General features: G+C 56.2%; 17 protein-coding genes. 7 read left to right on the top strand and 10 right to left on the bottom strand.

Features of this window, described 5'->3' with window-relative positions; translation table 11 throughout:
* Nucleotides 1-139: 139 nt before the first annotated feature.
* Nucleotides 140-1,720 (top strand): IS1182 family transposase, encoded by a 1,581-nt coding sequence (locus tag ABGT88_RS02905; RefSeq protein WP_346700064.1) that lies wholly within the window; start codon nt 140-142, stop codon nt 1,718-1,720.
* Between the two features lie 230 nt (nt 1,721-1,950).
* Here the strand turns inward: ABGT88_RS02905 and thrC are convergent, their stop codons facing one another.
* Complete coding sequence (thrC, locus tag ABGT88_RS02900; protein ID WP_346700325.1) at nt 1,951-3,255, bottom strand: threonine synthase; 1,305 nt, start codon at nt 3,253-3,255, stop codon at nt 1,951-1,953.
* A gap of 315 nt (nt 3,256-3,570) precedes the next feature.
* Here thrC and ABGT88_RS02895 point away from each other — a divergent pair, with 315 nt between their 5' ends.
* Complete coding sequence (locus tag ABGT88_RS02895) at nt 3,571-4,371, top strand: class I SAM-dependent methyltransferase (protein WP_346700323.1); 801 nt, start codon at nt 3,571-3,573, stop codon at nt 4,369-4,371.
* 146 nt (nt 4,372-4,517) lie between these two features.
* On the opposite strand, the gene ABGT88_RS02890 is transcribed toward ABGT88_RS02895, so the two are convergent.
* Nucleotides 4,518-5,741 (bottom strand): cofactor-independent phosphoglycerate mutase, encoded by a 1,224-nt coding sequence (locus tag ABGT88_RS02890; protein ID WP_346700321.1) that lies wholly within the window; start codon nt 5,739-5,741, stop codon nt 4,518-4,520.
* A gap of 15 nt (nt 5,742-5,756) precedes the next feature.
* Nucleotides 5,757-8,192, bottom strand: a complete 2,436-nt coding sequence (gene thrA / locus ABGT88_RS02885) for a bifunctional aspartate kinase/homoserine dehydrogenase I (protein ID WP_346700319.1) — start codon at nt 8,190-8,192, stop codon at nt 5,757-5,759.
* A gap of 574 nt (nt 8,193-8,766) precedes the next feature.
* Between thrA and ABGT88_RS02880 the strand changes: the two genes are divergently transcribed.
* Nucleotides 8,767-9,813 (top strand): asparaginase, encoded by a 1,047-nt coding sequence (locus ABGT88_RS02880; protein WP_087408717.1) that lies wholly within the window; start codon nt 8,767-8,769, stop codon nt 9,811-9,813.
* A gap of 60 nt (nt 9,814-9,873) precedes the next feature.
* Here the strand turns inward: ABGT88_RS02880 and ABGT88_RS02875 are convergent, their stop codons facing one another.
* The 4 genes from ABGT88_RS02875 to ABGT88_RS02860 all read right to left on the bottom strand — a co-directional run bounded on the left by ABGT88_RS02875 (nt 9,874) and on the right by ABGT88_RS02860 (nt 13,393).
* Nucleotides 9,874-10,320, bottom strand: a complete 447-nt coding sequence (locus ABGT88_RS02875) for a DUF1648 domain-containing protein (protein ID WP_087408718.1) — start codon at nt 10,318-10,320, stop codon at nt 9,874-9,876.
* A 27-nt stretch (nt 10,321-10,347) separates the two neighbouring features.
* Nucleotides 10,348-11,373, bottom strand: coding sequence for an FAD:protein FMN transferase (locus tag ABGT88_RS02870; protein ID WP_346700316.1), 1,026 nt, complete (start codon nt 11,371-11,373; stop codon nt 10,348-10,350).
* Nucleotides 11,374-11,382: 9 nt separating this feature from the next.
* The gene (locus ABGT88_RS02865; protein ID WP_087408720.1) at nt 11,383-11,949 is read right to left on the bottom strand and encodes a manganese efflux pump MntP family protein; all 567 of its coding nucleotides are present in this window, start codon (nt 11,947-11,949) and stop codon (nt 11,383-11,385) included.
* Between the two features lie 376 nt (nt 11,950-12,325).
* Complete coding sequence (locus ABGT88_RS02860) at nt 12,326-13,393, bottom strand: hypothetical protein (RefSeq protein ID WP_346700314.1); 1,068 nt, start codon at nt 13,391-13,393, stop codon at nt 12,326-12,328.
* A gap of 126 nt (nt 13,394-13,519) precedes the next feature.
* On the opposite strand from ABGT88_RS02860, the gene ABGT88_RS02855 reads away from it, so the two are divergent.
* Both ABGT88_RS02855 and ABGT88_RS02850 read left to right on the top strand, forming a co-directional pair.
* Nucleotides 13,520-14,521 (top strand): hypothetical protein, encoded by a 1,002-nt coding sequence (locus ABGT88_RS02855; protein WP_346700312.1) that lies wholly within the window; start codon nt 13,520-13,522, stop codon nt 14,519-14,521.
* Between the two features lie 10 nt (nt 14,522-14,531).
* Nucleotides 14,532-16,649 carry a S8 family serine peptidase gene (locus ABGT88_RS02850; protein WP_346700310.1) on the top strand — a complete coding sequence of 706 codons (2,118 nt, stop codon included), beginning with the start codon at nt 14,532-14,534 and terminating at the stop codon, nt 16,647-16,649.
* Nucleotides 16,650-16,764: 115 nt separating this feature from the next.
* On the opposite strand, the gene ABGT88_RS02845 is transcribed toward ABGT88_RS02850, so the two are convergent.
* From ABGT88_RS02845 to ABGT88_RS02835, 3 genes are read right to left on the bottom strand one after another with little or no spacing between them, the layout of a single operon-like run.
* Nucleotides 16,765-17,256: a hypothetical protein gene (locus tag ABGT88_RS02845; protein WP_346700308.1), complete on the bottom strand. Its 492-nt coding sequence runs from the start codon at nt 17,254-17,256 to the stop codon at nt 16,765-16,767.
* Nucleotides 17,257-17,279: 23 nt separating this feature from the next.
* On the bottom strand, nt 17,280-17,648 hold the full coding sequence (locus tag ABGT88_RS02840; RefSeq protein WP_346700306.1) for a hypothetical protein: 369 nt from the start codon (nt 17,646-17,648) through the stop codon (nt 17,280-17,282).
* Nucleotides 17,649-17,691: 43 nt separating this feature from the next.
* The gene (locus ABGT88_RS02835; protein WP_258327217.1) at nt 17,692-18,243 is read right to left on the bottom strand and encodes an RNA polymerase sigma factor; all 552 of its coding nucleotides are present in this window, start codon (nt 18,241-18,243) and stop codon (nt 17,692-17,694) included.
* 205 nt (nt 18,244-18,448) lie between these two features.
* On the opposite strand from ABGT88_RS02835, the gene zupT reads away from it, so the two are divergent.
* Nucleotides 18,449-19,243: a zinc transporter ZupT gene (gene zupT / locus ABGT88_RS02830; protein ID WP_087408726.1), complete on the top strand. Its 795-nt coding sequence runs from the start codon at nt 18,449-18,451 to the stop codon at nt 19,241-19,243.
* Between the two features lie 126 nt (nt 19,244-19,369).
* A complete protein-coding gene (locus tag ABGT88_RS02825) occupies nt 19,370-21,802 on the top strand; it encodes a TonB-dependent receptor domain-containing protein (RefSeq protein WP_346700303.1) in 2,433 nt (810 codons plus the stop codon).
* The last annotated feature ends 657 nt before the right edge of the window (nt 21,803-22,459 follow it).

Below are 22,459 nucleotides of genomic sequence, written 5' to 3'. Positions count from 1 at the left end.
TTTCATTATCTTTTGGCATTTCCATAAGGCAAAAAAATTAACGGTTATCCTCTTGAAAATAAAGAAGATAACCGTTGTTTTTATGGTAAAGATTTATTATATTTAAGGTACGGAACAAAAAGATAATCAATCATTTACCATGAGTGCAAAGATAATGATAATATATAAAACTTATAATCAAAACGACAGTCTTCTTTTTCCTCCGTCATTGAGCGAACTGATTCCTGAAAATCATCCGGTAAGGACAGTCAGCGCGATAATAGACAGGCTTGACATCTCGGGGATAGAGTCCACCTACAAGGGAGGGGGTACCAGCAGCTTTCATCCCCGCATGCTCCTGAAGGTAATCGTGTATTCATACATGTGTAACGTCTATTCGGGGCGCAGGATGGAGCGTCTGCTGCACGAGAACGTGAACTACATGTGGCTCTCGGGGATGTCCCGTCCGGACTTCCGCACGATAAACCGCTTCCGCAGCGAGCGCCTGAGCGACGGGCGCTTCGAGGAGCTGTTCCGCCAGACCGTGGTCATGATGAACGAGGAGGGGCTGGTTTCGCTGAAGGTCCAGTATATAGACGGCACGAAGATAGAGTCCGTGGCAAACAAGTACACCTTCGTGTGGAAGGGCAGCGTCGAAAAGAACAAGGCGAAGCTGGAGGCCCGGGTTGACGCGGTGCTGAAGGCGGCGGAGTCGGTCCTGGCGGCGGAGGCCGGAGAATGTTCTGCGGAAGAGCCTTGCATAGAGGAGCTGCCGGAGCGAACCGAAAGGATACTCCGGAAAATGGACGAACAGGGTATCAGCGACAGGAAGCTGCGCAGGAGCGTGGAGAAGGTGAAGGAGGAGTCCCTTCCGAAGCTGGCGTCGTACGAGAGTCAACTGGAGACCATGGGCGAGAGGCACAGCTACAGCAAGACGGACCCTGACGCCACCTTCATGAGGATGAAGGAGGACGCGATGAACAACGGCCAGACCAAGCCGGGATACAACGTGCAGATAGCGACAGAGAACCAGTTCATAACCAACTACGGCATCTACTGGAGGCCCACGGACTGGGGTACGCTGATACCGTTTCTGGACTCCTTCAGGGAGAGATACGGGACACAGAGCGATGAGGTCGTGGCAGACTCCGGCTACGGCAACGAAGCAAACTATGCGTATATGGAGAGCGGCGGGATAGATGCCTATGTCAAGTACAACATGTTCCACGCCGAGACGAAACGCGGGTATGCCGACAATAGTTTCCTCGTCCAGAACATGTACTACAACGCCGGAGAGGACTACTATGTATGTCCGATGGGGCAGCATCTGGAGAGGAGCGGCACGCGACACCCCGTTACGGATCTCGGCTACAGGTCGGAAGTGGCCGTGTACAGGGCCGTCAACTGCAAGGGATGCCCGCTCAGGGGAATGTGCTACAAAGGCAGGTCAGACAAGAGGGCCATCGAGGTCAACCACACGGCCAACAGGTTCAAGAGACAGGCAAGGGAGCTGCTCACCAGCGAACGCGGGATGAACCACCGCAGGAACCGGCCCATCGAACCTGAGGCCGTCTTCGGAGACATCAAGTTCAATCACGGCTTCAGGCGCTTCCGGCTCAAATCAAACAGGAAAGTGAGAGTTGAGTTTGGGCTTGTTGCGCTTGCGCATAACCTCAGGAAGTACTCGGCAATCCTTTCAGGGAGAATGGCGGGTTGGAAGCCTCTCTATGCTACCATATAGGTGGTCAATACCGCTTCATACCGATGCCAGTAATCGTTATAAGTCTCAAAAAGACTCTTCAGCGAAAGAAAAACAAATCGGCTGCAATTTTTTCAAGTGGCAGCCGATTATAGTTTCTATAAAACATCGAGAGGCCGACCTCAAAAAATCTCTTTTGGGTCGGCCTCTTTTACTTTCAAAATCGAATATTTTTTCTGGATACCCAGCCAGGCCCGGTATGACAAGCCCGGTCACTGCTGATTGAGCAGGAAGTGTTTGAAGGCGTTGAAGCCGACGGGCATCAGGATGCTCTGTTTCTCGCCCTGCATGAATTTGCGCAGCTTCTCGGGCATGGAAATCGTCTCGCCTACGGCGTCGCTCACGGTATCGAGGAACTTGGCGGGCGAAGCGGTTTCGAGGCAGATGCCTATTTCGCCAGGTTGCAAGCCATCGACCAAGGCCTGGTAACCGCAGGCTCCGTGGGGATCGAGCAAGTATTGCTCGCGACGGAAGGTGTCGCGCATGGTGCGGCGTATCTCGTCGTCGGTATAGCTTACGCCGCTGATGTCGGCACAGATGGCCTCGTGCGAGTGACCGTAGAGGTCGAGTATGCGGGCAAAGTTGCTGGGGTCGCCCACATCCATGGCGTTGGCGATGGTGGCAATCGAGGGGCGCGGGTCATACGAGCCCGTGCGCAAGTATTGCAGGAATACGTCGTTGCGGTTGTTGGCGGCGATGAAACGCTTCACGGGGAGCCCCATGCGCTTGGCTATGAGTCCGGCAGTGAGGTTGCCGAAGTTGCCGCTGGGCACGCTGAACACCACCTGCTCGGGGTGCTCGACCATGCCGCACAACTGGGCATAGGCATAGAAGTAGTAGAAGGCCTGGGGCAGGAAGCGGGCCACGTTGATGGAGTTGGCCGAGGTGAGGTAGAGTTTCTCGTTCAGCTCGGGGTCCATGAAGGCACTCTTCACCAGCGCCTGACAGTCGTCGAAGGTGCCGCTCACCTCCAGGGCGGTGATGTTGTGGCCCAGTGTGGTGAACTGTTTCTCCTGTATCTCACTCACCTTGCCCTGCGGATAGAGCACGAAGACCTTCACGCCGGGCACGTCGAGGAAACCGTTGGCCACGGCACTGCCCGTATCGCCCGAGGTGGCGACCAGCACATTGACCTGCCGTTTCTCCTGCCGGTTGAAGTAGCCGAGCAGACGTGCCATGAAGCGGGCCCCCACATCCTTGAAGGCCAGCGTGGGGCCGTGGAAGAGCTCCAGGCTGTACCGGTTGTCGGCCACCCGCACCAGGGGAATATCGAAGTTGAGGGCGTCGAATACGATCTCTTGCAGCTTGTCGGCCTCGACATCCTCGCCGAAGAAGGCTTCGGCCACCACAAACGAGATTTCGCGAAGCGTCATCTCCTTCATGTTTTGGTAAAAGGCCGGGGGAAACCGGCGAATCACCTCGGGCATGAAGAGCCCTTTATCGGCAGCCAGTCCCCTGACCACGGCATCGTGGAGAGAGACCGGCGAAGTTTTTTTGTTGGTACTGTAATATAGCATAGTGTCTTTCTCTTACTTTTCCTGTGTCATATCCGAGGAGAAAAGAGGATTGAAATTCTCTTGCCTCCGATACAAAGGTAAAATTTTTTTTGAGAACAGAGTCTTAAAAGATTCTCTTTTTATACCCGACATGCGGCGTTAATTCTTGAAAATAGCCAACAAATGTTTCCTTTCTTTATACAAAAAGCATTTACGTATTTATTAACTACCAAAATCTATACGTATCTTTGCCTATACCTATAATACTAAATTTGACTTATTTCCAAAAACCGTCATGAATCTACTTCGAAAATCTATTATGCCCTTTCCCCCCAAATGCGCTTCCTGGCCCGGCGTATATACTATTTCCCCATAGACTGCTTCGATGGGATTACTGGCAAAAGAGACCGGCTCACTCCGCCCAAAGGACTGATATTCATCGGCTCGGGCAATTTCCGAGAACAGGGCGAACGACTGCTCGGCATCTTGCGACAGTATGGAGCTGTCACTCCTCAAAGCCATATTCTCGATGTGGGCTGCGGCATTGGACGACTGGCTGTACCACTCACCCGCTTTCTCGACAGCAGAGGCCGGTACGACGGTTTCGACATTGTGAAAAAAGGAATCGACTGGTGCAACAAGCATATTGCCCCCAACTGTCCCAACTTCCACTTTCTGCACGTCGACCTGAAAAACGACCTGTACAATCTGGCTACCGAGCAGAAAGCCAGCCAGTTTATCTTCCCCTATCCCGACAATGCCTACGACTGTGTCGTACTCACTTCGGTATTTACCCACATGCTGCCCGCCGATGTCAACAATTACCTTGCTCAGATTGAGAGAGTGCTAACCCCTGGAGGCAAGTGCGTGGCCACCTTCTTCCTCATCAACGATGCCATCGGGCAGCAGATGAAGAGCGGAAAATCCTACTTCAATTTTTCCCACCAGCATGAGGGATATGCTTTGCTCGACGAGAAAGTACGAGAGGCCAACATTGCCTTCGACGAGACTTATCTCAAACAGATGATTACAGACAACCATCTGAACTTAAGCGGCATTTACTACGGCAGCTGGTCGGGAACCGTAGAGACTTCGCCCGACTTTCAGGATCTGCTGGTCATCGAAAAACCGGTTTAGGGTGACCATCTGCCTACGAATGGCTAAAACCGAGATATATTCACATCGACAACAGACAACTGCGCCGCGGCTTTTTTCAAAAGAACCCGCGGCGCAGTTGTCTGTTGGCAAGGATTGATTTTGTTTTGTCGGGATAGCCCAACGGACTACTCTCCCGAATCGGGCGCCGCAAAAAGAGCACGGATAAACGCATCGCCCGACAACGAGCCATAACGGCCATCCACCACGCTCTCCTCGTTATATATCTGCACGGCATCGGGAGTTTCACCCGGTTTATAAATGACGAACGGCACGGGGGCCGCCGTGTGGGTGCGCACCCGGCAAGGCGTGGGATGGTCGGGCAAGAGGGCGATGGCTACCGGCTCGTCCATGCGGGCAACAGCCTCGATGAGCGGTTTCAGCACGCGGTGGTCGAGATACTCGACCGTGCGGAGCTTCAGCGCCACATCGCCTTCGTGGCCTGCCTCGTCGCTGGCCTCGATATGCAAATATACAAAATCGTGTGCATATAACGCATCGATTGCGGCCTGAACTTTTCCTTCATAATTGGTATTGTAGAGTCCCGTGGCTCCCTCGACCTCGACGGGCTGCAAACCGGCATAGACGCCGATACCCCGGATGAGGTCGACGGCCGAGATGACCACCCCGCTGCGTATGCCGTAGCGTTGGGCCAAAGTCTCCATGCTGGGCTTGTAACCCGGCGACCAGGGCCAGATGCTGTTGGCGGGGTCTTTCCCCTCGGCCACACGCCGCAGGTTCACGGGGTGCGAGGGCAAAATCTGCTGCGAGCGCAGAATCAGCTCGTTCAGGCAATCGGCCGTAGCGGCGGCCTCGGGCACCAGAGGACGCACCATCACGTCACGGAAGGGGGTACCGGGCACATCGTGCGGCGGGGTGCAGTCGACCCGCTTGTCGCCCCCCTTGAGCTTGAGCAGATGGCGATACGATACCCCGCGGTAGAAATTGGCATCGCCGCCTCCCAACTCCCGTTGCAGGAAATCGATGAGTTCGCCGGCCTCGGCGGTCGTGATGTGACCGGCCGAGTGGTTCTTGATGAGGCCGTTTTCGATACAGACGAGGTTGCAGCGCATGGCCATCTCGCCCGGCTCGATGTCGACCCCCATACTGGCCGCCTCCAGCGAGCCCCGCCCCTCAAATACGCGGTCGAGGTCGTAGCCCAGCACCGCCAGATTGGCGATTTCGCTGCCGGGATGGTAGCCTTCGGGTACGGTTTTCAACATTCCGCAACGACCGTGAGCGGCCAGCCAGTCCATGGCGGGCGTATCGGCAGCCTGCAGGGGCGTGCGTCCGCCCAGTTCCTCGATGGGCTCATCGGCCATGCCGTCGCCCAATACTATGATGTGTTTCATGACAAACTCATTTTTTTATCGAATGTTGGCAATTCCTATTATATCGGCAAAGACACCGGCAGCCGTCACCTCGGCCCCGGCTCCGTAGCCCTTGATAACCATGGGATACTCGCGGTACCGCTCGGTGGTAATGGAGATGACGTTGTTGCTCCCCTCGAGGTGGTAGAAGGGATGGGCCGAATCGACCTCGCGCAGCCCCACCTCCACCTTGCCGTGGTCGAGCGTGGCCACAAAGCGCAGCACCCGTCCCCGCTCGGCCACCTGCCGGCGATAGGCCTCGAAGGTGGCATCGTAGTCGGGAATCGCCCTCCAGAAGTCGTCGAGGCTCCCGGTGAAGTACGATTCGGGAATGAAGAGATGCTTCTCTACATCGCTCTGCTCCACCCGGTAGCCGGCCTCACGGGCCAGTATCACCAGTTTGCGGATGACATCCTGACCACACAGGTCTATACGGGGGTCGGGCTCGCTATATCCCGCCTCCTGCGCCATGCGCACCGCCCGACTCAAGGGCACCTCGGCACTCACCACATTGAATATGTAGTTGAGCGTACCCGAGACAACCGCCTCGATCTTGAGTATCTTGTCGCCGCTGTTGATGAGGTTGTTGATGGTATTGATGATAGGCAGCCCCGCCCCTACGTTGGTCTCGAAGAGGTACTTCACATCGCGCTTGCGGGCGGTCTGCTTCAGCTCGCGGTACAGGTCGTACGAGCCCGAAGCGGCAATCTTGTTCGAGGCCACCACCGACACGTTGTGGTCGAGCAGCGAGCGATACAGCGCCGCAATGTCGGGGCTGGCCGTGCAGTCGACAAATACCGAGTTGAAGATGTTCATGGCAATAATCTCGTCCTTGAGCCGCTGGGGCGAAGAGGGTGTACCCTCGCGGTCGAGCAACTCGATGCCATGTTCGATGTCGATACCCTCGCGGTCGAAGAGACATTTGCGCGAGTTGGCGATACCCACCAGCCGCAACTGCAAGGCCTTGGTCTCGAGCAGCCGCTGCTGCTGTTTGCAAATCTGCTTCAGCAGGTCGCGCCCCACGGTCCCCACCCCGGCCACAAAGAGGTTGAGCACCTGCGACTCGGAGAGGAAAAACGAATCGTGTATGACGTTGAGAGCCTTGCGCAGACTGTCGCGGGCAATGACAAACGAGATGTTGGTCTCCGACGCCCCCTGTGCACAGGCTATCACATTGATACCGTTGCGGCCCAGCACGTTGAACAGCTTGCCCGCAATGCCGGGCGTGTGTTTCATGTTCTCGCCCACGATAGCCACGGTAGCCAGCTCCTTCTCGGCCTCGATCGAAGAGATTTCGCCCACGGCCATCTCGCCCTTGAACTCCTCGCGCAGCACCCGCACGGCCACATCGGCATCGGCATTGCGCACGGCAAAGGTGGTATTGTTTTCCGACGAAGCCTGCGACACCAGAAACACACTGACCCCCGACCGGGCCAAGGTGTTGAAGATGCGCGAGTTGATACCGATTACCCCCACCATGCCCATGCCCGAGAGGGTGATGAGGCAGGTATCGTTGATCGACGAGATGCCTTTGATGGCCTTCCCCTCGAAGTGCGAATGGTCGGCCGAGATGAGGGTACCGGGGGCCGACGGGTTGAACGTATTCTTGATGAGGATAGGGATATTCTTGTGAAATACCGGATAGATGGTGGGCGGGTAGATGACCTTCGCCCCGAAGTTACAGAGCTCCATCGCCTCGGTAAATGAGAGGTGCTCGATGACATAAGCGGTGTTGATAACCCGCGGGTCGGCCGTCATAAAGCCGTCGACATCGGTCCAGATTTCGAGTTGCGAGGCACCGAGCGCCGTAGCCAGGATGGATGCCGTGTAGTCCGACCCACCCCGGCCGAGGTTGGTCACATCGCCCGTGATGCGGTCCGACGCAATGAAGCCGGGCACCACGGCCACCCGGGGCAACTCGGCAAAGTAGCGTTTTACCAGCTTGTTGGTCTCGTCGAAGTCGACAATGTGCTTACCATACTGGCGGCTGGTCTTGATGAAAAAGCGGGCATCGTAGTGAACCGCCCCCTCGATGACCCGACTCACGATGAGCGACGAGAGCCGCTCGCCGTAACTCACAATCGTGTCGAGCGTCTTGGTCGAGAGGTCTTTGATGAGCGACACCCCCCTGAAGATATTGCCCAGTTCGCCCAACAGCGGGTCGATAAGGGCCAGCAGCTCGAGTTGTTTCGCCGGCTCTACGGCCTGCTGCACCATCGTCTTGTGACGCTCGACAATGGCTCTGAAGTGGCTCTCATAGCCATCACCGCCCACCACGGCCACCCGGGCAGTCTCGATCAGGCGGTCGGTAATTCCACCCAGAGCCGACACCACGACGATAACCGGCTCGTGACAACTCTCTACTATCTGTTTGACACTCGACATGCTCTCGACCGAACCTACCGAAGTGCCTCCGAATTTCAATACTTTCATATCTGCACTATTCTATCGGCGCAGCTTCGCACCCCTTGGAGAGAGAGCAAGCCACACCCGTTCAAAAAAAATTTGGTTGAAAAACTATATCGCAACGGTCTATCGACACAAAAAACAACATCCTCCCCCCTAAGGGGTGGTACCCGTTGCGTGCATGCAGTTACAAAATAAGGTATACAGCCGTTCGATCATGGCGTTCTCTTTTTCGGAACCGACACCCCGGAGTTTCACAAACGGCAGGGTGGCCGGCCAGATTGATATAAAACATCTCTTGTTTTGCAAAAGTAATCTTTTTTTGATTTTCCAGTCGAACAATCACAAAATGATTTAAAATAATCCTGTTCGTTTTACAATTTTATATTTTCAACGGGTTTTTAAACGGCATTTTGAAATTATCTTTTTGCCACGAAACAATCGCCCGGACAAAGAGGCACAAAGTTTTCGCCCGACAAAATGTTATTTTCTCCCGCAAATGATTATTTTTGTAGAGCCAAACAGGAGGCTGGGGTGCAAAGTTGCATCGCCTCCGGAACATGGCGGCACACGCTTGTTTCACTTTGTAAAACCATTGTGTATGTCTGAAAATATAACATCGGTTCTTATCATTTACACCGGTGGTACCATCGGAATGGTAGAGAACAGCCAGACGGGAAGTCTAGAACCGTTCAACTTTCACCATCTCCTCGACAAGGTCCCCGAGTTGAGACAACTCGGATTCTCCATCTCGACCGTACAATTCGAGCCCCCCATCGATTCGTCGGAAATCGAACCCGACTCGTGGGTGAAACTCGTGCACATCATCGCCGACAACTACGACCTGTTCGACGGCTTTGTCGTGCTGCACGGTACCGACACAATGGCCTACACGGCTTCGGCCCTGAGCTTCATGCTCGAGAACCTCAACAAGCCCGTCATCCTCACCGGCTCGCAACTGCCCATCGGCATGCTGCGCACCGACGGCAAGGAGAACCTCATCACCGCCATCGAAATAGCTGCCGCCAAAAACAGCGCCGGCGAACCGCTGGTACCCGAGGTGTGCATCTTCTTCGGCAACCACCTGTTGCGCGGCAACCGCACCACCAAAATCAGTGCCGAGAGTTTCAACGCCTTCGTGTCGACCAACTACCCGCCGCTGGCCCAGGTGGGCGTGCACATCCACTACGACGAGAACCAAATAGCCCGCGTCACCCACAAACCGCTGCGCCCCCACTACCTGATGAACACCAACATCGTGGTGCTGAAGCTCTTCCCCGGCATCTCGGAGCAGACCGTACGCTCGATACTGAACATCCCGGGACTGAAGGGGGTCGTGCTCGAAACCTTCGGGTCGGGCAACGCACCGGTCAAGGAGTGGTTCCTCAACCTGCTCAAGGAGGCGGTAGACAAGGGTATCGTTATCGTCAACGTGAGCCAGTGCATGGGCGGCACCGTGCAGATGAGCCGCTACGGCACGGGCAGCAAGCTCGAAAATGCCGGCGTGGTAAGCGGATACGACAGCACCACCGAGGCGGTGCTCACCAAGCTGATGTTCCTCTTCGGTCACGAATACCCCTCGAAGGTGGTCAAGGAGAACATGAACTGTTCGCTCAGCGGCGAGATTACCCTCACGCTGCACAACTGAAACCCGACAATCTTATTTCATTGAGATAGCCGTGAGGCGAAGCGCAAAAGCAGCTTGGCCTCACTTGTTTTTGCCCACTTGCGACCAGCCGGTCACGATGATAAAGGGAACGGCCAGAGCAATAGCCAGAATCAGGAAGAAACTAATCTCCACCACCTGGGCTACCCCCAGCGTGAGGTAGAGGAAGAGAGCCATGACCAGAACCTTGATGCGGTAGACGATGCGCGACATCTGGCGATAGGCCTGCTCCCGGTTCTCGTCGGTTATCTCGACCGGATAGTTACAATGCCGGGGGTGATGCTGCACCCAGGTGAGCAGTCCATACAGCACCAGAGCTATCGCGGGCAGCAGAAGTGCCGTTGAGGCATCGCCCCAGCTATCCACTTCGCCCCGGGCATTAAAGTGCAGGGGCACTTCGGACCGATTGTCGAACTGGATCCACACACCTACCACAAAAGAGGCAAGCAGGAAAAACCATGCCGGTGTTTCTCTCCAAAATCGTTTCATGGCAATCTTCTTATTATCCGGGTTATCTTACTTTTTCAAGATCAGTTTCTGCATGCCGGCAGTCACCCAGCAGTCGATGCGAGCCGTATCGGTAGGATTCTGGTAGAGGAAGAGCGCCTCGATGCCCGGCAGCGAATCGACCAGTGCCCGGCTGCGCTCGAGCCCCATCACCATGAAAGCCGTGGCGTAGGCGTCGGCCGTCATGCAGTCGGGGGCCAGCACCGTAGCACTCAGCAGCGAGTGTTGCACGGGATAGCCCGTCACCGGGTCGATGGTGTGGGCAATGCGTTTGCCGTCGACCACGCGGTAGTTGCGGTAGTTGCCCGAGGTAGCCAGTCCGCCCCCGGTCATCTGCAATACCTCTTCGATGGTACCGGCCTCGCCATCCTCGATGGTCGGGCGGTTCACCCCTACCCGCCAGGGCTTCCCCTCGGGATTGCGGCCGCGCACCACCATCTCGCCACCGATTTCGACCATGTAGTCGTCGATACCGCGGTCGGTAAGCAACTGTCCTATCACGTCGCAGGCATACCCCTTGGCAATGGCCGAGAAGTTGAGGGTCACCAGCGAGTCGCTCTTGACCACCCGATGGTTCTCAAGCGAGAGCTTGTTCATGCCCACATGGGCCAGCAGACTGTCGACCTGCGTCGAGTTGGGGAAGATACCCTTCTTGAACCCGAATCCCCAGGCATTGACCAGCGGCGATACCGTGGGGTCGAAGGCTCCGCCCGTGCGACGATAGACCTGTTGCGAGGCGGTAAAGACATGCTCGAACCACGCATCGGTCTCGACCGGAACACCCTGGTTGACCCGCGTGATGAGCGACGTGTCGTTGAAGGGCGAGAGCGAACCGTCGAACCGCAGGAGCTCCTGCTTGATGGCCTCGGCCAACGACTCGTCCGACCGATAGGTGATGTGGTAGAAGGTGCCGAAGATGAGCCCCTCGTCATACTGGTAGGTATTCTTTTCGCAACGGCGCATCGTGCTGGCCACCAGAAAGACCACCAGAAACAGGACCACCGCTACCCACGAACGTGCATATCGTCTATCCATAACCGACTCTTAAAAATAGATATGTTCCAACAGAATTTTTATCCCCAGGCCGATGAGAATCACCCCACCCAGCACCTCGGCATAGTTATGTATGTGGCGGCCAAACTGGCGGCCCACCCACAGCCCGGCAATCGAGAATACAAAGGTGACACCGGCAATGACAATCGTAGGGAGCAGCATCGACATGTTGAGGAAGGCAAACGAGATGCCCACCGCCAGCGCATCGATGCTCGTAGCCAGCGAAAGCCCCACGAGCGTACGCGTATCCGAAGGGTCCATGCAGCAGGGCTCCTCCTCGTTTTTGCGAGGCCAGCCCTCCCAAATCATCTTCGCTCCCAGGAAGAGCAACACCCCGAAGGCCACCCAATGGTCATACGCCTCGATATAGCTTTTGAAACCGATGCCCAGAGCCCAGCCGATGAGCGGCATGCCCCCCTGAAACAGAGCCATAAAGGCGGCTATCTTCAAGACCCGCGACCATTTGAAGGGCTTCAGCAGCACGCCCGAAGTCAGCGATACGGCAAAGCTGTCCATACACAGCCCCACCGCCAAAACAAAAAGTGCTAATAGCGACACAAGTTATTCGAATTATTGTTTCACCACAAAGGTACAAAAGTTCCCGGCTCGCCCAATACTCACATCGGAACAATTTACACAGAGCGGGGGAATCGCAGCTCACGAGAGTTGCGGTTCCTCCGCTGTCACACACATAACACAGTATATATAGAAAACACCTCACGGTGCGGAACGGTTCACGGGAGAGCGAAAACCACAGTGTCCCGACCGGCACACAAGAGCGGTGCCTGTATCTCTAAAACAAGCCTCTACCCGTTTTGTTCGTCATCGCGCCGGTTTTTCTTTCGGCGGCCCCAGCCGGCACAAAAAACACAACGCCCGGAGGGATACCCCCGAGCGTTGCGACGTTTCATACAAAATCTATGTTTCAAGCGTTTTACTTGCGCAAAATCACGTAGCAATAGTCTTTATTCAGAATCAACGAGTTGGAGCCGTAAGCCGTCGTGAAGGTGGCAATGATACCGTTGGCACGACCGTTGGTCTCATAGAGGTCAAAGGCAGCCTGAGCATCGGCCAGGTCTTGCACCTTGTCGCCGAAGGCATCGGTCACATAAATCGAGGTGAGGGTACCCAGATTGTAGTCGGCATAATTCTCGAGCATATCTTTCCACCGGGTGATGGTCTGGTCGTTCTCGGGTACATAGACCGAGATTTCGAGAATCGTCTCCAGAGTCTTGTCCGAGTCGAAGTAGGCCGTGTAGCTGTTGCCCTTGGCATCGATAGCGCTGTCGAAATAGATATACGACATGGCGGTACCGAAGAGAACCTTGTTGCCGATGGCGTAATACTCTTGCAGCACCTCGTCGATGTTACCGCCCACGTAGCGGCCCAGCGTACTGAAATCGAGGGCCAGATAGTTGCGGCAGAGCTCAACCCTGAATTTATCCTTGTCCATCACGGGGCAGCAGTAAACCGTCTTTTGAATGCCGAAAATGGGGAAGATAAGCATATTGGCCTCCGAGGTCAACAGCGGCAGAGTCTCCTCGGTCGTCTGCTTCACACCCCCTTCGCCGGTCGTGTAATCCTTGAATTTCGTTCCCAGGAACGTACCCAGTTTCAGGTCGCGGAACGAAGTGACCAGACTCTCCCAAACGGCAGCATCCTGTCCGGCCGACTGTCCGGCAAGCTCCATCACGATCGAGGTCACGGTAGTACCGTCGACCGCAACCGTGGCTTTATACCGGTTGCCCTTCTGGTCCTGCACATAGAAGGTGCGATTCTCCTGATCTACCGTAGCACCGGCGGCCGCACTCCACACCTCGTCGATACCTTGGTTCACCAGGGCCGAGAGGTCGGCATAGGTTGTCTCCCAATAAACGGTCGTATCGTCTCCGCCCGGAGGGGTTACCGTGGGTTCTTCGCTTTTTTGGGAATCTTCGCTGCATGCCGCAAAAACAAAAAGTGACATAAATATGCAGAAATACGAAGCAAATTTCTTTTTCATAAACCTTAATTATTAAATATTACTACTATTTTCCTTTTCCTCTTTCCAAAATAACAACTTTTCTTCTTTACTTTGCCGGCGCAAAAATAGAACTATTATTACAAATTCATTTAAGAGGATAGGATTATGAAGAATTTTTATCTTATTTTAAGTTGCTGCATCGTATTTTTATTCCCTGCCCAGGCTCAAGAGTTCTCGGGCGATAACTTCAACGGCGCCTGGGAGAGCGACGGAGGCAACCAAAAGAAACAACCCACAGGCTGGCACTCACTCTACTCCAACGTGAGCGGCTTCGTCAGCATGAAAGCCGGCACGGTCTCCAAGGGAGGCGACACCACCGATGCCTACCCCATCATCGAAAACACCTTTGCCGGCGCCAACGTATTCGGCACAAAGTACGGCTACGTGATTCCCGGCATCCTGTCGCTGGGCACCCCCTGGCTCTATGTAAACACCACCTACTGCACGGCAGCTACCGGCGACCTGGGCGTTGACGGCGGCGTGGAGTTCACGGCCCGTCCCCAGAAGATTACCTTCAAGGCCCAATACTACAACGCCCCCACCAGCGACATCGACGATGCCGCCCACATCGCCGTATATCTGTGGAAAGGCAGCGCCTCGTCGACCGACATCAGCGGTGCCTCGCACACCGACGAGATGAGCGCCGTACTGGCCGGTAATGCCGGAGCCACCCTCATCGGGTCGGGTTCGCTCACCATCGACAACGACATCGACGCCTTCGAAACGCAAGAGGTAACCATCGACTACCTCTCGGACGAAACGCCCGAGAAGATGAACATCGTCTTCTGCGCCTCGAACTACCTGAGCAAACAACCCGACCAACCGCTCGAAGTAGCCGAGGGCAACTACCTCTACATCGACGATGTGGCCGTGGTATACGGTTCGGGCATCGACGAGGCTACGTCGGCTCAATTCGAACTGACGGTTACCCGCGAAGGCTTCTCGGTCAACCAGAACGAATCGCTGCCGGTTGCCATCTACACCACCGACGGCCGACTGGTCAGCCTGGGACAGACCAACAACGGGCTGTATGCCTTCCCCTTCGCTCCGGGTCAAATCTATCTTGTAAAAATAGGGAACAACACCTGCAAGGTGTGCGCCCTCTAAAGCCTAACCCATGAACAAAATTCATTGCTGCGCCATGCTGCTGGCAGGAGCTCTCCTGCTCAACGGCCTGGCTTGCCGGGCCGACGACTCCAAGTTGTCGGCCTCGTCGCGTCAAATGCTCGACCAGACCCGACACACCGATACCCGTCTGAAATCGACAACCCGGGAGGTTCCCTTGCGGCTCCTGCTCCAGTGCGATGCCTCGGCTACCGAGGCCGACCTGCTTGCGGCCGGAGCCCGCTCGTGCGTATCGCTGGGCCATGGCTTCTACACCGTGCAGACCGACCGCGCCCAGCTCGACCGATTGCTGCAACAGCCGTTTGTCCTGCGGGCCGAACTCTCGCGCCAGGCCACCCCGTCGCTCGACCAGGCCCGTAGCGAGACCTTCGTCAACCAAGTACAGAGCGGCGAATCACTTGTCTCGCCCTTCACGGGGAGGGGTGTCGTGTTGGGATTCGTCGACTCGGGCTTCGATGTGGCCCACCCGGCCTTCCGCTCGGCCGAAGGCGACACCCTGCGCATCGTGCGATTCTGGAACCAGATGAACGACCGTCTCTTGACCACCCGCGAGAGTATCCTCGCCGAGGGTACCGACAACACCGAGCAGACCCACGGCACCCACGTGGCCGGTATCGCGGGCGGCGGATACTTCGGCCCCGTACAGACCTCGGCCACCACGTCGCTCGACCGCAACCCCTACTACGGCGTGGCCTACGACGCCCGCCTGGTGATGGTGGGCTCGACGCTCGAAGATACCGACATCCTCAACGGCATCCAGTACATCTTCAGCTATGCCGACTCCATCGGCTGCCCGGCGGTAGTCAACATCAGCCTGAATACCTCGTACGGGCCGCACGACGGAACCTCGCTCTTCGACCAGGCCATCGACGCACTGGTGGACAAGGGGCACATTCTGGTAGGCTCGATCGGCAACGATGCCAAAAACAAGGCTCACGCTTCGATGACGCTGACCGACGGTTCTACCCCGGTGCGTACCTACTTCAAACCTACGGGCTACGAATCGAATACCTTCGAGGTCTGGGGGCAGACCGACGGCTTTGCCGTGACCCTCTCGCTCACCGACTCGCAAGGGGCCGCGGTATGGAGCTGTACGGCCGACGGTGCCGACCAGAGCTTTGCCGTACCCGACGACTACAACTACTCCGAAGGGGGCGAGATTGCCTGCTACACCGAGTTGTGGAACGGCTCGCGACGCATGTATCGGATTGCCCTCAACAACCTGAACCTGAAAGGATATAATATCGAGGTAAGCGTCGAGGGCCAACCCCAGCACATCGACCTGTGGACCGACAAGAACAGCGGACAGTTCACCGACAACGGCAAGAGTTCGCACGTGAGCTACGACACCGAATACACGCTGGGCGAACTGGGCGGTACCGGCCGACGCACCATCTCGGTGGGCAACTACACCACCCGCAACGTCTGGACCAACTACTCGGGCAACAAGCAATCGATGCTCATCGACTACCCGCTGAACAAGATTAACTACACCTCGAGCTGCGGCCCGAGCGCCGACGGACGGGTAAAACCCGACGTAACGGCCCCCGGCGGCATGATATTCAGTGCCGTGTCGTCCTACTCCGACTACTACAAGGAGAGCAGCGCCAACACCGTAGCCTCGGCTACCCTCGACGGGAAGAGCTACTTCTGGGGGCAGATGACGGGGACCTCGCAGGCCTCGCCTTTCGTGGCCGGAGTCATAGCCACCTGGCTCGAGGCCAACCCCGAGCTATCGCCCGAGGATATTCAACTGATTCTGAAAAAGACCGCCCGCTCCGACAGCTACACGGGCACCTGCCCCAACCCGGTCTACGGCTATGGCAAGATTGACGCCCTGGCCGGTATCGGCGAGGTGTTGTCGCCCAGCGGCATAGACCGTCCGACCTCTGCCGGTAAACCCTACCGTCTCTATCGCGACGGCATTCTCTTTACCGAACAGGCCGGCCGTACCCGCATCGTACTGACCAGCCCCGACGGCATCGTACGCTACGACGCTACCGTCGAGACCCCCCCGGGCTCTCGCATCGAGTGGCAGGCGACGGGCGTTCCCACCGGGCTCTATATCGTACGCATCGGCAGTCACGGCGAGAAGGTGCTCGTGCGCTGACCGTGCAGCCTCTGACCCGCAAACGACAAAAGAGGGATTTCCACCACACCGGTAGAAATCCCTCTTTTGTTATCTTGTCATGCGCCCCGCCCGCGCCCGGGCCGGATGCTGCGGGTTATTTGCCCCGTCCCTTGTGCTGGCCGTTCTTTCCGCCATGCCATTTCATCATGGCACGCGGGAACTTCATCTGGGCATTCTTGAACTTGAAGAGCTGCTCGCTCGAGAGGAAGCTCTTGAACTTGTCGTAATACTCGCGGTCGAGCTGCGCCATCTTCTCGTCTTTCTCGAGCAGAGCCTGGGCGGCTTTTTCATACTCGGTATCCGATACGGTACCCGTTGCATGGGCTACCTTGCGGGCAAAGTCGCGAGCCTCCTTGTCGATTTTCCACTTCTTCGACTCCAGCTCTTCATAGAGGGTAAAGAACTGCTGGGCCTCCTGCTCGGTGAGCCCGATTTGCTTCGTCATGTAATCGCGACGGAACTGGCAGAACTGCTCATACTGGGCCTTGCGTTGTTCATTCGATTTGCCGGCCTTGTTCTGAGCCGCCAGCGACAAGGGCAATCCGCAGACGAGGATTACCCACATTATCAAAACTACTTTCTTCATAACCAATGTTCGTTCCATTCTTGTTAATAATCGCCCTCGGTATACAGCATCTCATACGCCGTGTAATCGTCGACGTAGTGGGCAAACCACTCCTCCTCGACGGTACTCTCTTCGGGGGCCGAGGCGGTCATCTCTACCTGAGGGGTCTCGCCTTTCTCTACCGAGAAGATACCGGTAAACATCTTGAGCATGAGCCACACGCCCGCAAACATGGCGGCCATATAGACCCACGGCCTTACCCGCAGCCACAGCGTAGGTTGCTCGGGCATCGGGAACTCCCGCTCGGGCAGACTCTCGACCATCTTCTCGGTGAAATCGGCAAAATAGTTTTCCGGAACCTTCATACCGTGTTTCCGGCCGATTTCATCTAATATGGGACTCTTCTTTTCCATAGCTACACCTTTTGTTTGTTAGACGGGAAATGAGTGAAAAGGTTTAAATATGTTCATGCAGATATTCTTCTATTTTTTTGGCGGCATGGTGATACGAGGCCTTGAGCGCACCCACCGAGGTACCCATGATTTCGGACATATCCTCGTATTTCATCTCGTCGAAATAGCGCATGTTGAAGACCAGCCGCTGCTTCTCGGGCAGCCGCACGATGGCCTCCTGCAACAGCCGCTGGGCCCGGTCGCCGTCGAAGTATTCGTCGCTCTCGATATTGAGCAGCAGGAAGTCGTCGGCATCGTCGGCCTTGAGGTTGCGCAGCTCGCGCTCCTTGGCCAGAAAGGTGAGGGTCTCGTTCACGGCTATGCGGTAGAGCCAGGTCGAGAGCTTGGCGTCGCCTCTGAAGTATTCGATGCTGCCCCAAGCCTTCAAAAAGGTATTCTGCAACAAATCGTTGGCGTCGTCGTGCGAAAGCACCATCTTCCGTATCTGCCAGTAGAGCGGCTGGCTGTACCGCTCTACCACCCGGGCAAAAGCCTGACGCACGGTAGCCGGATTTTGTAGTTGCTCGATGACAATATCTTCGTTATACTCTTGCATAATCTCTACTTTGCGGCGATAAAGATACACAGAGCGTGCGGTTTGTTCCTAACATATCTTGCTCTTTTTTGTTATTTTTATTATTCGATTTCGACCGTAAAGCCATTTAATACATTACATTTGTCGCCTCGACACGAGGGGATGCCCCCTGCCCGGACTCCCGGCGCCGGCACCGCTCCCCCCACACCTTTTTATATTGAAGATTATGGAAACAAGTTCGATCCTCCTGGCCTTCGTGCTGACGATGATCGCCGGGCTATCGACCGGCGTGGGGAGCCTCATCGCCTTTTTTGCCAAGCGCACCAACACCAAGTTTCTCTCGGCCGCCCTCGGATTCTCGGCCGGAGTCATGGTCTACATCTCGTTCATGGAGCTGATGCCCGAGGCACTGGGCATGCTGGGCCAGCAGATGAGCCCGCGCATGGCCCACATCTGCATGCTGGCCGCCTTCTTTGCCGGCACCTCGTTTATCGCCCTCATCGACTTCCTCATCCCCGAAGACGAGAACCCGCACGAGATACACCGTGTCGAGGAGCTCTCCGACACCCGCCGGTTGCAACGCACCGGAGTGCTCATGGCGCTGGCCATCGGTATCCACAACTTCCCCGAGGGACTTGCCACCTTCGCCTCGGCACTGGGCAACCTCGACATCGCCATCCCCATAGTCGTGGCCATCGCCATACACAACATACCCGAAGGCATAGCCGTGTCGGTACCCATCTACCAGGCCACGGGCAGCCGCAAGAAAGCCTTCTGGTACTCGCTCTCCTCGGGTCTGGCCGAGCCGGTAGGGGCCCTCATCGGCTTCCTCTTCCTGCTCCCCTTCTGGACCCCCCTCATCCACGCCCTGCTGCTGGCCTTCGTCTCGGGTATCATGGTCTTCATCTCGTTCGACGAATTGCTGCCCGGCGCCGAGAAATACGGCCATCACCACTACGGCATAGGCGGCGTCATCACCGGCATGGCGGTCATGGCCTTCAGCCTGCTGCTCTTTTTGTAGGGTCGACTCTCCCAAAAAATCACTATTAGTGAGGATTGCGACAACCACTTTTCCGATGTTACTTTGCCACCGTTAATTCACGGGGAGGTTCCACCGCTGTGCCTCCCGGCAAGGTAAACAAGATTTATGAAAAGATTTTTGCTCCCGGCCTTAGGGCTCCTTTCCACGTTCGCGGCTACGGCCGATCCCGCTCCCGTCACCACCGACTCGCTGGGGAACCGCCTCTACAACCTGAATGCCGTCACCATCATCAGTAACCCCAAGTGGGAATCGAACCTGTTTGAGTTTCCCGGCTCCATCTCGTACCTCGATACCGAGCAGATAGACCGCATGAACATCCACTCGGTCAAAGACATCTCGACCCTCGTGCCCAACCTCTTCATCCCCGACTACGGATCGAAACTCATCTCGTCGGCCTACATCCGGGGCATCGGCTCGCGCATCAACTCGCCGGCCGTGGGGCTCTACGTCAACAACATACCCTACCTCGACAAGAGCGCTTTCGACTTCGACTTTGCCGACATCGCCCACATCGAGGTACTGAAGGGGCCGCAAGGCACCCTCTACGGCCGCAATACCATGGCGGGGCTCGTCGCCATCAAAACCCTCTCGCCCCTCGAGAAGCAGGGCTCCAAGGTGAAGCTGAGCTTCGGCAACTACAACTTGTGGGGAGTGAACGCCTCGACCAGCCAAAAGATTACCGACAATCTGGCCGTGGCCCTCAACGCCCGTTACCGCAGCGACGAAGGTTACTTCAAAAACCAGTATACCCACCGCAACAGCGGCAGCACCCGGTCGGGCGGCGGCCGCATCCAGATTGACTGGCGGGCCAGCCAACGGTGGAAACTGAGCCTCACCGGCGACTACGAGAGCAGCGACCAGCAGGGATACCCCTACGCCTACTACGACAAGGCTCAGCACAAGACCGGCGACATCGCCTACAACGACGAGGCCTCGTACCGCCGCGATCTCCTCACCTCGGGGTTATCGGCACAATACATCCACGACCGGTTCATCTTCACCTCGACCACCGGCTACCAGTACCTCGACGACGACATGCACCTCGACCAGGACTTTACCCCCCTCTCGATTTTCACCCTGCAACAGAAACAGCAGATGCACGCCGTCTCGCAGGAGTTTGCCATCAAGTCGCACCAGGGTAAACGGTGGGAGTGGGTAGGTGGCCTCTTCGGCTTCTATCAGGACATCCACACGCAGGGACCCGTCGACTTCAAGCAAGACGGCATCGACCTGCTCATCACCCAACAGACCAACAACCAGCTGGCGGCCCTCAAGCAGAACCCCGCCCTGGCCGGCATGCCCGACATCACCGTAGCCATCGACAACCCCAACCTCTACATCGACGGTATCTACAAGACCCCCACCTACGGCGCGGCGGCATTCGGGCAGGCTACGCTCAACCGCATATTCGTCGACGGCCTCTCGGCCACCGTGGGGTTGCGCCTCGACTACGAGCGGGCCCGCATCTACCACCACACCCACGCCACATCGCCCCTCTCGGGCAATGCACAGGTCTCGATCAATGCCGGCGGACGGCCCATGGTCATCAACCAACCCTTCTCTCTGCCGCTGGGCATCGACGGACGCGAGTCGATGGAGACCCTCGAACTCTCGCCTAAATTCGAATTGAAATACAACATCGACAACAAGAGCTTCGTCTACGCCTCGGCCACCCGGGGATACCGCTCGGGAGGCTACAACTTCCAGATGTTCTCCAACCTCATCCAGTCGCAGATACGCACCCGCATGATGAGCGAGCTGATGAAGAGCATGGGCGGCGGCAACCCCGGCGGCGGAACGGGGGGCGGCAATACCGGCTCGCGCCCCATCGTGAGCCGCAGCGCCCCGGCAGGCATGCCCTCGCTCGAGAGCTCGACCGACGTGAACAGTGCCATCGCCTACAAGCCCGAGCATAGCTGGAACTACGAGATAGGCGGACGCTCGCAACTCATCGACCACTACCTCTTTGCCGACCTCTCGCTCTTCTACATCGACTGCCGCGACCAGCAGATTGCCGCCGTGAGCGGATACGGCCGCGTGACCAAGAACTCGGGCCGCACCGCCAGCTACGGACTCGAGGCCGCCCTGCGCGCCACCCCCACCAATCACCTGCTGCTCTCGGCCAGCTATGGCTATACCCACGCCACCTTCCGCGACTACAACGACGGCGAGAACGACTACAAGGGCAACTTCGTGCCCTTTGCTCCGGCCCATACCCTCGCCCTCTCGGGAGCCTACTCGCTGCCCATCGACCGCGAGACCGACGTCACCTTCGAGCTGCAATACCTGGGCCAGGGCAAAATCTACTGGACCGAGGCCAACGATGCCGCCCAAAACTTCTACGGGCTGGTAAACGCCTCGATTCTACTCTCGGGTAAATATGCCGACCTGAAACTCTGGGGCCGCAACCTGCTGAACCGCCACTACCAGGCCTTCTATTTCGAAACAATGAATGCCGAGAACCTGGCTTTGCCCAACAGCTTCGTACAGAGCGGACGGCCCATCACCTTCGGCGTCGACATCACCCTCAAGTTCTAAAGCAAAAACACGAGAAAACCATAACCACAAGGTCAGGGGCTGTGTCCGGGAACTTTCGTTTCGGCGCAGCCCTTGCTATTTCCAGGCACCTTACAGGCTCGTCCGCTACAATACCCAAAGAGGGATTAAGCTATAAACGAACATTTTAAAAGAGCCTGACACCCTGCTCACACCACTCTTTCGATTCGATACCACTCTGCCTGCCCCTCTTGTGCCCCAAGCACGGCAGTCGCCCCTCTTCCAGCCTCACTATCGCCCACCCCCGACACCCCATGTAAAGAGGGTCAAATTGCCCATCGACACGAGCAACCTCTTAAACAGGAGCCCAATGCGTTATATATTAAGAATATATTTTTAGAAAAATACCCGAGAGAAGAGCCCAAATTTTCACTAATGTTTATATTCGTGAAAATATGACTCTAATACTTAAAAATGCACAGAAGCCGAAAAAAAGTAAGAATTTTAGTTTTCGATTTCAAAATAGAACGCTATATTTGTACAAGTAAAACACGAAAAATAAAACACAAACCCTTAAAATAACAAAATTTAAGAAACGAATCTTTTACCATTGTTTTAAATGTTGATTTAAATCGAAGCGGATATAAGATCGGGCCATGAATTTTACAACATAAAGAGAGTATTATTAACCTTGATTAT

The sequence above is a fragment of the Barnesiella sp. An22 genome, assembly GCF_963931395.1.
GTDB classification, from domain to species: Bacteria; Bacteroidota; Bacteroidia; order Bacteroidales; family Barnesiellaceae; genus Barnesiella; species Barnesiella merdigallinarum.
The sequence above is the reverse complement of the archived record's forward strand: the minus strand, read 5'-3'. Positions and strand labels throughout refer to the sequence as shown.

Bases quoted from the DNA above. Each gene is read 5' to 3' on its own strand.
- ABGT88_RS02825 (WP_346700303.1), top strand. From the start codon at position 19,370: ATGAAAAGATTTTTGCTCCCGGCCTTAGGGCTCCTTTCCACGTTCGCG.
- thrC (WP_346700325.1), bottom strand. From the start codon at position 3,255: ATGCTATATTACAGTACCAACAAAAAAACTTCGCCGGTCTCTCTCCAC.
- ABGT88_RS02895 (WP_346700323.1), top strand. From the start codon at position 3,571: ATGCGCTTCCTGGCCCGGCGTATATACTATTTCCCCATAGACTGCTTC.
- ABGT88_RS02880 (WP_087408717.1), top strand. From the start codon at position 8,767: ATGTCTGAAAATATAACATCGGTTCTTATCATTTACACCGGTGGTACC.
- ABGT88_RS02850 (WP_346700310.1), top strand. From the start codon at position 14,532: ATGAACAAAATTCATTGCTGCGCCATGCTGCTGGCAGGAGCTCTCCTG.
- ABGT88_RS02855 (WP_346700312.1), top strand. From the start codon at position 13,520: ATGAAGAATTTTTATCTTATTTTAAGTTGCTGCATCGTATTTTTATTC.
- thrA (WP_346700319.1), bottom strand. From the start codon at position 8,192: ATGAAAGTATTGAAATTCGGAGGCACTTCGGTAGGTTCGGTCGAGAGC.
- ABGT88_RS02845 (WP_346700308.1), bottom strand. From the start codon at position 17,256: ATGAAGAAAGTAGTTTTGATAATGTGGGTAATCCTCGTCTGCGGATTG.
- ABGT88_RS02860 (WP_346700314.1), bottom strand. From the start codon at position 13,393: ATGAAAAAGAAATTTGCTTCGTATTTCTGCATATTTATGTCACTTTTT.
- ABGT88_RS02890 (WP_346700321.1), bottom strand. From the start codon at position 5,741: ATGAAACACATCATAGTATTGGGCGACGGCATGGCCGATGAGCCCATC.
- ABGT88_RS02875 (WP_087408718.1), bottom strand. From the start codon at position 10,320: ATGAAACGATTTTGGAGAGAAACACCGGCATGGTTTTTCCTGCTTGCC.
- ABGT88_RS02835 (WP_258327217.1), bottom strand. From the start codon at position 18,243: ATGCAAGAGTATAACGAAGATATTGTCATCGAGCAACTACAAAATCCG.
- ABGT88_RS02870 (WP_346700316.1), bottom strand. From the start codon at position 11,373: ATGGATAGACGATATGCACGTTCGTGGGTAGCGGTGGTCCTGTTTCTG.
- zupT (WP_087408726.1), top strand. From the start codon at position 18,449: ATGGAAACAAGTTCGATCCTCCTGGCCTTCGTGCTGACGATGATCGCC.
- ABGT88_RS02905 (WP_346700064.1), top strand. From the start codon at position 140: ATGAGTGCAAAGATAATGATAATATATAAAACTTATAATCAAAACGAC.
- ABGT88_RS02840 (WP_346700306.1), bottom strand. From the start codon at position 17,648: ATGGAAAAGAAGAGTCCCATATTAGATGAAATCGGCCGGAAACACGGT.